This is a genomic window from Streptomyces sp. NPDC059740 (assembly GCF_042733155.1).
Taxonomy (GTDB): domain Bacteria; phylum Actinomycetota; class Actinomycetes; order Streptomycetales; family Streptomycetaceae; genus Streptomyces.
The window spans coordinates 1-11,789 of record NZ_JBHWGP010000074.1 but is presented as its reverse complement, the minus strand read 5'-3'; the positions used below and the strand labels follow the sequence as shown (position 1 = coordinate 11,789).

Sequence of the window (11,789 nt, the reverse complement as noted above, 5' to 3'; positions counted from 1 at the left end):
AACACACGCGCTTCCAATGAGTCTCACCTTTTGCATCCGTGCAGTTCAGAGCGCTGCAAAAGAACGTCTTCATACAGAACAGATGAGATCAGGCAACCCTCACCGGTGCTGGCAACGACCAAGTCCAGACGTACACGGAGTCGGATGACCCCACAGCCAGCGTGGTGAGTACCGGCGCCGACGCTGCCTCGCCGACTTCCTACGGCGGAACCATGTCCGTGTCGCTGCCTAAGTGCTGTCCCGTAATCCCACGAGGCTGAGGGTCATGCCGTGTCTGGGGCAGCGCCGATGGCGCCGGCCGAGCGAAGCGAACGCCCGAGGTCTCCGGTGAGGATGCGGGGGTGGCGCCGCCACCACCAGAGGTCGGGGCCGGGCAGCCTGTGGAACTGATCGAGTGCCTGGCCGTCGTCGTCGACGGTCGCGGCCTTGTACTGGGCGTCCAGGACTTTGATCCGCGGGGTCCAGAGCTGGACGATGTGTTCGTCCAGTAGAAGCCACGCTTCGTGCAGCCAGTTTCGGCAGTAGAGGTCGTTGGCGTACTCGTAGATGTCGTCACCGTAGCCGCGCTCGATGACGCTCACGAGGGAAGCCCACGCGTTCACCCTGTCAGTGACCGTGAATGCCGTCCGCCAGCCGCGCTGGTGCAACAGCTCTCCCACCTCGGTTTCAGTAGCCACGGGCGTGAGGCTCTCATGCCGAATCCGTCCGGGCGACTGAGTTGTGTTCCGGCAGGGGCTGGCGGCCCCGCACCATGATCAAGATGAGACGATCTCGCCGTGGCTGGTGTGATCACGGCGTCGGAGCCGTCCTGGATAACCCCGTTCAGCGGGCTGAGTCCGAGGCAGTTCGGGAAGCTGGTGACCGTTCTGAGGCGCCAGGGTGCGGATGCCGCCCGCAAGGGCCGGCCGTGGAGCCTTCCACTGGAGGACCGGGCACTGCTGGTCGCGGCCTACTGGCGCACGAACCTGACCATGCGGCAGCTCGCGCCGCTATTCGGGGTGTCAAAGTCGGCGGCTGACCGCATCATCGATCACCTCGGGCCGATGCTCGCGCTCCAGCCCCGCAAGCGGTTCGCCAAGGACACCGTGCTCATCGTGGACGGCACTCTGGTCCCCACCCGGGACCACACCATTGCGGAGCGGTCGAAGAACTACCGGTACTCCACCAACCACCAGGTCGTCATCGACGCCGACACCCGACTTGTCGTCGTGGTCGGCCGGCCGCTCGCCGGAAACCGCAACGATTGCAGGGCATGGGAGGAATCCGGCGCCAAGGCCGCCGTCGGCAAGACCCTCACGATCGCCGACGGCGGCTACCCGGGCACCGGACTCGTCATCCCGCACCGCCGGGAGCGCGGCCAGGCCGAACTCCCGAATTGGAAAGAGGAACACAACAAGTCCCACAAGCAGGTCCGAGCCCGCGTCGAGCACGCCTTCGCCCGCATGAAGACCTGGAAGATCCTCCGCGACTGCCGCCTCAAAGGCGACGGAGTCCACCACGCCATGCTCGGCATCGCCCGGATGCACAACCTCGCCCTCGCCGGATAGGCGACCGGGCCGCACAGCGACCAACCATGCTCAAGGCAACCCGAAGATCACTTACGGGACAGCGCTTAGCTCTGCAGGCCAGCTCAGCGTCCAGCAGTTCCATCCCGGCCCGATCCACGACTACGCTCCGAGAAAGTCGGCTCAGACCGCGACCAGCAATCCGACGCAGGACGCCTTCTCCTCCTCTGGGGTAGCCACAGCCCCCACTTCGCTCACTGACACTGACGCAGGCGTTCAGTCCGTCCAGGACGGAGCCCGCCTGCTATCGGTGGCCAACAGCGCAAGCGCCCCTCACCAGGTTGCCTACAACCTGTCTCTGCCTGCTGGCGCCACCCTGGTGCCCTCTTCTGCGGCTCTCGATGACGAGGCCAACAACGACCCTGACGACACTGACGTCACCTACCTGATCGTCCTGAACGACCACATCATCGGTGACATCGAAGCGCCGTGGGCCAAGGACGCCAACGGGGCCGCTGTCCCCACCACGTATACGGTCTCGGGCAACCAGCTGATCCAGAATGTCTCGTTCACGTCAACAACGGCGTTCCCCGTGGTTGCTGACCCGAAGGTCTCCTTCGGCTGGTGGATCTACATCCGATTCAGCAAGTCCGAAGTCAAGAAGATCGGGCCCAAGATCGGTGGAGCGGCCAGCGTGGCTGCCTACGTCTGCGACGTCATCCCCAACCACACCGCAGCCAGCGTATGTAAGGCTGTCAGCGCGTTCGGACTGGCTCACATCGGGGCAACATTCGTGAAGGCAGCCGTCAAGAAGCGGTGCGTGGAACTGAAGTTCGCCTACAGTCCCGCCTACAGCATCAGGACATACAAGTGTTGAGCATCTCCAAGGGGTAGGAAAGGTATGGCATGACCAAAGGGAAAAGAATTACAAGAGAAGTCGGTGCAGGCCTCGGTTTCGCGGCCGGATTCACAGTAATCTCAGCAGCTGTCAGCATTCTGCGACACGGCGAAGTGGACGCCTCCGGCTTATCCTTCTGGATCATGCCTATCGCCGGCTTCGCTGGTGGATTCGCTGGGTTCCGGTGGGGTGGAAAGAGCAAGCCCACGGAAGCACCTCAGTAGCGATACACCTGAAGGACCGTCTCTTGGCGAAGTTTAGTCCGGGCCTTAGTGAGGCCCGGACTAAACTGCTTCAACGCAGCCCCCGCCCAGCAGCTGCCATTCCGCTTGGGCGGTCACGCGAGCGACAACGACTGGGCGACTGGGCAGCCGATCATGCCCACTCCACCGGCGCGTGGGCGCGAGGCGGCATCGTGTGGCAGGCCGTCGCCCTCTTGTTCCACCTCGTCACGCGCCACACACCAGCTGATGCTTGATGCACTCCCGGCCACCGAGACGCGGGCGCCGGCGCCCGCACGCGACCTGGTGAGGTGCCAACCGCCTCAGGACAGACAAGGGGGCACCGCATCAGCCACAACCAGCACGAGGCCACCGACGCGCGGTTCACGGTCTTCCAGGCCCTGGCCGCCGTCGAAATCGGACACGAGCAGGCCGACGACAACATGGCGAAGCTGGCGGCCGGGGCGGTCGCCGGCGCCCACAGGCCTAACCAGCGTTCGGCCAGCTCGTCCTTCCAGCCCTTCGGCGGGGCCACGGCGCACCCCAGGCGGCGAGTTGGTCTCGCTTCCACCCGCCGGCGGGCGTGCGGGCGGCTTCGACCTCTTCGGGCGAGGGCAGGTCGGTCATGGTCAGCGGCCGCCCATGAGGAACAGGGCCGACGCCGGGTTGGCGAGGCTCTTGCCCAGCTGCTCGCTGTCGGCCGCGACCGTACGCAGTTCCGCGGCGGTCGTGGCCACCTCGCTCTTCACCTCACCCCGCTCAACGGTGACCTTGCCGCTCTTGGCCAGGAGCTCCAAGACGTCGGCAGTCTGCTCGAACGCCTGCGGGAGCCGCTCGACCAACGACTTCAGCGCCTGGGTGGCGTCTGTGGTGACCCGCTCCTTCTCCTTATCGCTGATGCTCGCCCAGTGGCTCGTAGCCCATGTCAGCCAGCGCTGTCTGGAGTTTGCAGAAACTGGCAGGCAGGGGCAAACGACGTGGGAGAACTGAAACAACGGACTGCACGTGTCGGCCCCGCCGGCTGGCCACTTCGAGAGGCGGGCATGGGACAGATCGAGCAGGGTTTGGAGCGCGCGTTGCGCACCCGGCCCGTTCCTTCAAGCACCGCGGCCCGCCTGCGATTTCTGCTGGCAGCGCATCGGGGTTCTACCCGGCAGGTGGCCGCCGTGCTGGGTGTCTCGCAGCGCACCGTGCAGCGGTGGGTGGCGAAGAAGCCAGGAGCGCGTCGTCCCCCGGGTCCAAGGCAGGTGCGGGCGATCGAGGAAGCGGTACTGGCTCGGTGGCAGCCCCGGGTACGGGCCCGTCGGCGTGCCCAGGCCGAGGCGGAGGGGTTCGTCTTCCATACCAAGGCGCGGTTCGGGTTTGCTGCTGCGGCGGGGTCCTCGGACGATCCACGGGTGCGGTGGATCACCCAGGATCTGCCGGGAGAGGTGGCTCGGGAGCTGTTCGCCGCCCGGGATGCCGGCGCGGGCGAGCAGCAGCAGACGGTGATCCTCGCCCGTGCGCTCGGGCACGCCTACTTTCGCGATTGGGGCCGCCGGGCCCACGGTCTGCACATCGCGTTCGGCGACGTCGAGTTCGCCGACTTCTCGATCGGCTGAGCCTGCCCCTTCGAGCGAAATACGTCAGGGGGTTCAGCGTCGCGAGGGCCTGACGCGACTGGTCGGCTCCGCTTCGTACCGCTCGGCTTCCTGCCGCTCTTGCCAGTCCCACTCCACACGGCCGACCGGGCCTTTGCGGCGGGCTGCGGGCGGCTGGGGCGGGCGCAGCCTGGCCGTCTCCGCTACGCGCAGGAGGTGCGCACGGTCACCTGGCGCGGCGAGCAGTTCCTGGTCCTCGCCGGAGACGAGCCTGGTGAAGCAGGCCGCGGCACGCAGGAAGACACCGGCCCAGGGTGGTACGGGGTGGGTGGCGCAGCCGTCGGTGTAGCGGGCGCGGTCGTGGAGGGCGAGCGTGGCCGCGGCGGTGTCGTAGTCGCGGGGGCGGGCGGTGGCGAGTTGCTGGAGGGATGTGCCGGTGAACAGTGCGGCGGCGATGGCGGCGGCCAGGCGGGGATGTGCGGTCGCTGCGTGGAGGCGGTGGGCGACTTTCTGGGCGGTGTGCGCGGTGAGAGGTACGGGCGGTGGGCGGTGGCGCCAGATGATCGGGGGCGGGGTGCACGGGTCGGTGCAGGGGCGGGGGCTGTCGTAGGAGATGAGGCGTTCCAGTGCGGGCAGGGTGAGCCACGGACCGGTCGTCGGCCCGGCGGGCTCGTCTGCGAGTGGGGGTTCGGCGGCAGGTGTGCCGTAGTAGTGGTGGCGGGCTGCGTCGAGGTCGGTGGTGAGGGAGTAGTCGGCCGTCTGCAGGGCCTGGTGCAGGGCGGCGGGAAGGTGGGGGCGGTGGCAGACCAGGGTCAGGTGGATACCGGTGAGGGCACGCAGCTCCAGGAGGCGAATTGTGCGGCGGGTGGTGAGGCGGTGGCCGCGCAGGACGGTCAGCCGGGTCACGGGCAGGGCGGCCATCCAGGCGGCAGCGGCTTCCCAGGCGGGCTGACGCCCGGCGGGGAAGCGCCCGGTAAGCAGGGGCGGTTTGCCGAGGGCGGCGAGAAGGTCGTGGGCGAGGCCGGTCTCGCTGGTGGTGCCCGGGCCGGGGTGCAGAGTGATCCGGCCGGACGGCGGATGGTGGGCGGCCAGGGCGGTGTGGGTGTGGATGACGTTGTCATCGCGGTCGATAACTACGGCGACGGACGGCGGCCTCGTGGCGAGAAACATGGCGGTGTGGTGGTCAGCCAAGGCGGCTGAAGGCCCAGCGCAGCAGTTCCTGGTCGACGCGGGGGCGGCCGGTGCGTGCCAGGGCGGTGCGGGTGTGGGCGGTCAGCTGGGCCCAGGCGCGGAAGTTGCCGTGTGCGGCGTGGCTGTCGGCGAAGGTGATGTCGTCGGGGTCGGCGTCGGCCCAGACGGGGTGGAACAGCGGGATGACGTCGAGGACCTCGTCGGGGGCGAGGCGGGTGAAGTGCTGCCAGATAAAGATGCGGGAGGAGAGCATCGGTTCGCGGCGTAGCACGGTGTGGCAGCCCTCACCGCCGACGAAGATGATCGCCAGCTGAGTGGAGGGCTCGTCCCACAGGTAGCGGAAGTACTCAAACGCCTCCCCGTTGAGCCACTGGGCCTCGTCGACGAGTAAGGTACGGGGGCGCTCGGCCAGAGCGGTCTTCAGCAGACGGTCGAACTCGCTGGGATGGCGCGGCGGCTCGCCGGCCAGGTCGAGTGCGGCGAACAGTTCGTAGCGCACCGCTCGGGCGGTGGGACGAGCCCGGAAGGTGATCTTGCGGACGTCCTCGCCGGGTTCGAGTTCACGCAAGCAGGTGTTGACGGCGAGCGTCTTGCCGAAGCCGGCGCCGCCGTGGATACACATCATCGCGCGGGCGGCGACCGTATCGCCGATGTTCTCCCGCGCGGTGAGCAGGGCGCGGGTGGTGACCACGGAGGCGTCGGGCAGGTCGACATACTGATAGGTCGCCGCGGTCACGAGGCGTCTCCGTCTTCATCGGTGGTGGAAGGTGCGCCCCGCCCGGCCGGGGCGTCCGGGACTGCAGAGGCGGAGTCACGGCTGGACGGGAGCGGGGCGGGCCGGCCGGCCGTGGTCAGCGCGGCCAGGGAAGCAGGGGTGCGCCAGTCTGCCGGGGGTGCGGCGGGCGGGATGACGTCCGGCAGGGCAAGCTGCGACAGGCTGGTGCCGGCACTCCGGGCGAGTTCGGCGTCGGCCTGCGCACCGGTCAGTGCGCCGAGCCGTCGAGGGGGCTCGGCATGGGTGGCGGCGGCGTAGCGCTCGCGCTGGGAAGCTTCGAGGTCCTTCTTCAGGCGGCGGCTGCGGGCGGCCCGTGCCCGCCGTACAGCGCTGACTTGTTCCTCGGTGGCCTGGTCGGCCAGGTCCGCGGGGCCGAGGTAGCGGCCGGTGGCCGCGTGATAGACCTCGATGCGGTGGTCGTGGTGGGGCATGAAGCGGATCCGGACCTGGATCCCGGACTGACCGGTCATCCACGGCCCCACATAGTCACGTTTCCTGAAGCGAATGCCGCGAGTCGTCAGCGTGCGGGTGCCAGCGTCCTCCAGGGTGAACGTCCACAGATCCGCCGCGGCCACGTCTCGTAGCGGGGTGGGATCGTCCTGCCACGCCTCAAGCGGGGTCCTGCCCCGCAGCGGCGCGGGCTGGTGTTCGGTGTTCCACCACCGTGTCCAGTCCAGCAGCCGGGCTGTGAAGTCCTCGAAGCCGAGCAGCACCTCGTCCTTCGGTCGGGAAGAGCGTTTGCCGGGGCGCGGCTGGCGGACGTAGCCAGGCAGCGCGGCCAAGAACATGCTCTCCACCGCCCGGTTCAGTCCCTCTACAGTGCCCTTGAGGTGCGGGGTATAGGCGGGCAGATCCTCCACCGTCACGTCCAGGAGATCGAACGCTGCAGTCACCGTCCGGGACAGGAAATCCTTGCCGCGGTCCACCCGTACCTTCTCCGGAAGGCCGCCGAACGGGCCGTAGGGGTCCTCGCGCAGGACCGCGGAGCGCAGCGCGGCCAGCACCGACTCCCGCGACGGGTGCACCGGCGTGATCGCGAGGCCGGTGATCGCGTTGGTGGCGCAGTCGGTGAACCAGGTGATCCACGGCCTGCGGGCCCTGCCCTCGACATCGACCAGCACCGGCGCCTGTACGTGGTCGGTCTCCCACACCTTGTTCCGCCACCCCCGCGGCCGGGCCAGGAACACATCGTGCTTGCGCGCCGCCCGCTCACCACCGGCGAGTCCAGCCCGCTCCCCCGGCGTCAGATCCCGCTGGATCGCCCGGTGCAGCGTCGGGATCGAAGGAGGCGGCTCCCCCTCGCCCCTGGCCGCGCGAGCGGTCAGCTCACGATGAACCGCCGCAACGTTGCCCTTCCACAAGGCCAGCAAAGCCCGGACCTCATCAGTAACCGTGAACCGCCCGGGATACGCAGCCCGCTCCCCCGGTGCCCGAGCCGCAGCCTCGTCCCGCTCGGCGGCCGCCAGCCATCGCCACACCGCACGCTCCCGCACCCCGAGCACGTCCGCCGCCGACCTCACCCGCGTGGTGGTGAGCTTCCCCTCCCGCCGCAGGACCAGCAGACGGCGCACCGCCAATCCTCGCAACGCACGAACCGACACAGCCGGCAAAACCCCACCCGATCCACCACTCACTCGTTCCGGGCCCGGGTCCTGTTCTGTCTGATCCACACCCCTGAGCACACCAACACCCACCGGCCAGCGGATCAGAACTCACGAAACTGAGACAGCGTCACCCCTCACGCGATAACGCTCCACGACAGCGATGCCCTGCGGATCTCTCACCTCCAAGACAGTGACCTCTCAGCCCCGAAACAACCCGTGACCAGCATCAACACCTCTAAGAATGAGTTGAGCTGTGGGTCTTGCACTTGCCGATCTTGGTCGGCAGGGTGTCCGGGTGCGTGCTGATCTTGTTCCTGACGACCTGTGGAAGCGGGTGGCCCCGCTGTTGCCGCCCGCCCCCGAACGGCGCCGCCGGTATCCCGGGCGGCTCCGCGTTCCGGACCGGGCGGCTCTCGCCGGCATCTTGTATGTCCTGCGGACCGGTGTCGCCTGGCGGGACGTCCCGGCCGAGACCGTGGGCTGTTCCGGAGTCACGGCCTGGCGCCGACTGCGGGACTGGACCGAGGCCGGCGTCTGGCCGCGCCTGCACGCCGCCCTGCTGGCTGAACTGCGCCGCGCGGACTCGTTGGACCTGGACGACTGCGCCGTGGACGGCTCCCACGTCCGTGCCCTCAAAGGGGGGATCACGTCGGTCCCTCGCCCGTCGACCGCGCCCGTCCCGGCTCCAAGCACCACCTGATCGTCGACCGGGGCGGAACCCCGCTCGCCGTCACGCTCACCGGCGGCAACCGGCATGATGTCACCCAACTCCTGCCCCTGCTCGATGCCGTCCCGCCGATCCGGGGCCTGCGTGGACGCCCTCGCCGCATGCCCCGACGCCTGTACGCCGACCGCGGCTACGACTTCGACAAGTACCGCCGCCTGCTGTGGAGGCGCGGCATCAAACCTCTGATCGCCCGACGCGGCATCGCCCACGGCTCCGGACTGGGCAAGGTGCGCTGGGTCGTCGAGCGAACCTTCGCCTGGCTGCACCAATTCAAACGTCTGCGTACCCGCTACGAACGACGTGCCGACCTCCACCAGGCCCTGCTCGAACTGGCCTGCAGCCTGATATGCCTCCGCCGCCTCCGAACCTCATTCTGAAACGATCAGTAAGCCTCGCTGTCTCTCACTCCACTGTCACAAAACCGAGAGATCGCAATCGACCCCGACTGGAACCCCAGGCTGCTCGGGTGGACGGTGGACTGGCAGCGCCACTACGCCGGGCTGCGCACCCTCCTGGACTCCGGCGGAACCCTCGACGTCGTGTTGCCCGGGGTGACCTACCGCGGCGACGACATCGGGGCATGGCTGCGCAAGCAGCGCAACCAGTGGGACCAGCTGAACGCCGAGCAGCAGCGCCGACTCACCGCGCTGGGCGTCACCCCCGTACCCCGGCCCGCGAAGGCACCTGAGCGGCCCTCCGGCGGCGCGGCGCGGGCTGGGCGGGCACCGGTGAAGGTCAAAGGCTCTGCGGCGTTCCAGCGGGGCCTGGATGCGCTGCAGCAGTTTGTGGAGCGGGAGGGGCATGTGAAGGTACCGCGGCAGCACACCGAACACCTCCCGCCCGCAGCGACCGGCGCAGTGGGCGCCGGCAGGCCCGAGCAGCAGGGCGCGGAGGGCGTCCCCGTTCGGCTGGGCGTGTTCCTCTCCAACACCCGCCAACGCCGCGAGAAGCTCACCGACGAGCAGCGCGCCGCCCTGGCCGACCTCGGCGTCCCCTGGGCTGGGTAGGGGCACAAAGCGGGCCGATGGGGCAGCTTCAATCCGAGGCCTCACCGCCCTTCCCGATAACCATCGCCCACCGTTTTCCCGGAACAGGGCCTTGACCCCTGGGGCGCCCTCTCTTCGATGGCCCCCTCAAGGGCCAAGCAAAAACCAGTAGTTTACCGACGGGCCCTGCGCCGGCGGTCCGCCTCCCATGGACTCGTAGAGGGATCGAGCAGCCACATTCGCTTCATCCGTGAAAACGAACATTTTGGAGGCTCCGGCTTGCCTGCCCGCCGCCATGAATGCCTTGAGGAGACCGCGCCCCGTCCCTTTGCGACGATGAGCCTCCACCACCTCCAGCCCATGGACGTAGAGCATCATGGAAGCGTCAGGCCGCACCAGGCAGTAGCCCCAACACCAACCCACCACCTCGTCATCTTCAGTTGCCACGAAAGCCATCACGTTCGGCGTTTCGAGGAAATCTACCTTGGCGGTCACTCCACTGAACTGTCGAGCTGTTCGCTCTAAGAGTGGCAGGTCATCGCTGGAGATCCGTGTGATCACAACGTCATTCTTCCCGACAAGAAGCCGGAATTACAGAGGAACCAGCTCAACGACGAGCAGCAGCGCCAGCTCGCCGAGTTGGGCGTCACACCCGCACCCCGACCCGTGAAGATGCCTGCGCGGGCATCTGAGCGCCCGGCGCGGGCCGGGCGGGCCCCCGGGGCTCCGCGGCGTTCCAGCGGGGCCTGGAGGCGCTGCGGCAGTACGCGGAGCGGGAAGGGCACGTGAAGGTGCCGCGCCGTGCTCTGCACAAAGGCGGGATCATCCCCGCGGGTGCGGGGAGCAGAAGCCGGAGCGCTCGACCGCCTGGGCGGCGTCGGGGCCATCCCCGCGGGCGCGGGGAGCAGACCACCGAGGCCAGCATGGCGGCCTGGCGCGAGGGACCACCCCTGACACCAGTGCGGTGGTGCTCATGAGGCGGAGACAGCGGTGAGGCCGGGCAGGACCGTGCCCTGCCCGGCCTCACCGGTACCCCTGAGCTGCACCGCTTCCCGATCCCCGACTTCTTGGGAAAGCTGTCAAAGACGAGGACCGCGGCGGTGGCCTTGAGGCAGCCGGAAACCACCGCGCCGACCATCTTGCGCAGGTGGTGGGCGAGAGAGCCCTTTCGGGTGCCTGCCGCCTGCCATGCTATTTGCGCTTCCTACGAGCCTTCCAAGCCCACCGGCTGGGCCGAAGGAACGCTATGAGAAATACCAGGGCAGCCAGGAATGGGACGATCTGCCATGGGTAGTGCACAACTCCAGTTACGAGGAGAAGGCACACTCCAACGGTCATGATCAATGCGGCCAGGAGCCCTCTGCTTAATCTGCCAAGTCGTGAGTGCCCGCAGTCATTCATGTACCAACTCCTTCACTAAAGGCTGTCCCGCAATGACTCAGCAGTCACAGGGGACTCACTCGCCGGTCTGTCCGTCGATGAGTTGGCGTGCGATGTCGAGGTGCCCGACGTGCCGGGCGTACTCCTGGAGTAGGTGGAAGAGGATCCGCCCGAGCGAGGGCGCCTGGTCAGGCGTCTTGAAGCGGCCCCCGAGGCGTGCCTTGTCGGTCAGCACCGCCTGTGCCGTCAGGGAGTTCGCGACGGTCACCTCGGCTTGGTAGGCGGCAATAACCCGGGCAGTGGACGTGTCGGGTGCGACCGTCCATTCTTCGGCGTCATCGCCAGGCGGATAGGCGACGACATCCTGGGCCCCGAATCCCCAGCGCAGCCATCGGCGTTCGACCCAGCCAAGATGCTGTACCAGGCCCAGCGGCGACCAGCCGAGTGGTTCGACCGGCGTGCGGAGCAGGTCGTCGGAGAGTCCGTCGAGCTTTCGCATCAGGGCCTGGCGATACCACTCCAGGTAGCCGAGGAGCAGTTCATCGGCGTCGGAGACGTCGACGGCCGGGCCATCGAGGAGTGCGGGGACCTGTTCCGAAGGCTGCTGCATCCCGCGAACGTAGCGCGGGCGGGAAGGCGGCTCCACGACACTGACATGATCTTGGTGTGGCTGGTGTGATCACGGCGTCGGTGCCCTCCTGAATAGCCCCGTTCACCGGGCTGAGCCCACGCAGCTTCGGCAAGTTGGTGACCGTGGCGCGCCGCAAGATCGCGAGCGAAGTGCGGCGCGGACGGCCGTGGGGTTTGCCGCTGGAGGATCGCATCCTCCTAGTACTGCAACGGTGCTTACCGTGACGAGGCCTCAGCTCTTGGGCGGTGGCCTCGTCTCTTGTAGTGGCTGGTCCGAGCCTGTTGTTGGCGT

The 11,789-nt window shown here is 68.1% G+C and carries 13 protein-coding genes and 1 pseudogene; 6 read left to right on the top strand and 8 right to left on the bottom strand.

Annotated features, from left to right (window positions below; translation table 11 throughout):
• Positions 1-263: 263 nt before the first annotated feature.
• Complete coding sequence (locus tag ACFV3R_RS34030; protein ID WP_385591282.1) at positions 264-581, bottom strand: hypothetical protein; 318 nt, start codon at positions 579-581, stop codon at positions 264-266.
• A gap of 195 nt (positions 582-776) precedes the next feature.
• Here ACFV3R_RS34030 and ACFV3R_RS34025 point away from each other — a divergent pair, with 195 nt between their 5' ends.
• Together ACFV3R_RS34025 and ACFV3R_RS34020 are read left to right on the top strand one after the other, a co-directional pair.
• Positions 777-1,547 (top strand): transposase, encoded by a 771-nt coding sequence (locus ACFV3R_RS34025; protein ID WP_385591280.1) that lies wholly within the window; start codon positions 777-779, stop codon positions 1,545-1,547.
• Between the two features lie 268 nt (positions 1,548-1,815).
• On the top strand, positions 1,816-2,382 hold the full coding sequence (locus ACFV3R_RS34020; RefSeq protein WP_385591278.1) for a hypothetical protein: 567 nt from the start codon (positions 1,816-1,818) through the stop codon (positions 2,380-2,382).
• A gap of 565 nt (positions 2,383-2,947) precedes the next feature.
• Here the strand turns inward: ACFV3R_RS34020 and ACFV3R_RS34015 are convergent.
• On the bottom strand, positions 2,948-3,106 hold the full coding sequence (locus ACFV3R_RS34015; RefSeq protein ID WP_385591276.1) for a hypothetical protein: 159 nt from the start codon (positions 3,104-3,106) through the stop codon (positions 2,948-2,950).
• Between the two features lie 147 nt (positions 3,107-3,253).
• Positions 3,254-3,466, bottom strand: coding sequence for a hypothetical protein (locus tag ACFV3R_RS34010; protein WP_385591273.1), 213 nt, complete (start codon positions 3,464-3,466; stop codon positions 3,254-3,256).
• Between the two features lie 201 nt (positions 3,467-3,667).
• Between ACFV3R_RS34010 and tpg the strand changes: the two genes are divergently transcribed.
• On the top strand, positions 3,668-4,225 hold the full coding sequence (gene tpg / locus ACFV3R_RS34005) for a telomere-protecting terminal protein Tpg (RefSeq protein ID WP_385591271.1): 558 nt from the start codon (positions 3,668-3,670) through the stop codon (positions 4,223-4,225).
• Positions 4,226-4,258: 33 nt separating this feature from the next.
• On the opposite strand, the gene ACFV3R_RS34000 is transcribed toward tpg, so the two are convergent.
• Genes ACFV3R_RS34000 through ACFV3R_RS33990 form a run of 3 tightly spaced genes read right to left on the bottom strand, consistent with a single transcriptional unit; the run spans position 4,259 to position 7,741 of the window.
• Positions 4,259-5,374 carry a hypothetical protein gene (locus ACFV3R_RS34000; RefSeq protein WP_385591268.1) on the bottom strand — a complete coding sequence of 372 codons (1,116 nt, stop codon included), beginning with the start codon at positions 5,372-5,374 and terminating at the stop codon, positions 4,259-4,261.
• A gap of 13 nt (positions 5,375-5,387) precedes the next feature.
• Positions 5,388-6,131: an AAA family ATPase gene (locus ACFV3R_RS33995; protein ID WP_385591266.1), complete on the bottom strand. Its 744-nt coding sequence runs from the start codon at positions 6,129-6,131 to the stop codon at positions 5,388-5,390.
• Complete coding sequence (locus tag ACFV3R_RS33990; RefSeq protein ID WP_385591264.1) at positions 6,128-7,741, bottom strand: Mu transposase C-terminal domain-containing protein; 1,614 nt, start codon at positions 7,739-7,741, stop codon at positions 6,128-6,130. Before ACFV3R_RS33990 ends, ACFV3R_RS33995 begins: the two co-directional genes overlap by 4 nt.
• Before the next feature lie 328 nt (positions 7,742-8,069).
• On the opposite strand from ACFV3R_RS33990, the gene ACFV3R_RS33985 reads away from it, so the two are divergent.
• Positions 8,070-8,878 (top strand): IS5 family transposase gene (locus ACFV3R_RS33985; protein WP_385591261.1). Its coding sequence is split into 2 segments (ribosomal slippage): positions 8,070-8,409 and positions 8,409-8,878, totalling 810 coding nucleotides; the frame shifts between segments, so codons are not numbered across the junction.
• Positions 8,879-8,974: 96 nt separating this feature from the next.
• Positions 8,975-9,508 (top strand): helicase associated domain-containing protein, encoded by a 534-nt coding sequence (locus tag ACFV3R_RS33980; RefSeq protein WP_385591257.1) that lies wholly within the window; start codon positions 8,975-8,977, stop codon positions 9,506-9,508.
• A 126-nt stretch (positions 9,509-9,634) separates the two neighbouring features.
• On the opposite strand, the gene ACFV3R_RS33975 is transcribed toward ACFV3R_RS33980, so the two are convergent.
• Positions 9,635-9,982, bottom strand: a complete 348-nt coding sequence (locus ACFV3R_RS33975) for a GNAT family N-acetyltransferase (protein WP_385591254.1) — start codon at positions 9,980-9,982, stop codon at positions 9,635-9,637.
• A 961-nt stretch (positions 9,983-10,943) separates the two neighbouring features.
• Positions 10,944-11,477, bottom strand: coding sequence for a DinB family protein (locus ACFV3R_RS33970; RefSeq protein ID WP_385591252.1), 534 nt, complete (start codon positions 11,475-11,477; stop codon positions 10,944-10,946).
• 92 nt (positions 11,478-11,569) lie between these two features.
• Here ACFV3R_RS33970 and ACFV3R_RS33965 point away from each other — a divergent pair.
• Positions 11,570-11,701: pseudogene (locus tag ACFV3R_RS33965) on the top strand (IS5/IS1182 family transposase); the annotation flags it as partial.
• Positions 11,702-11,789: the final 88 nt, after the last annotated feature.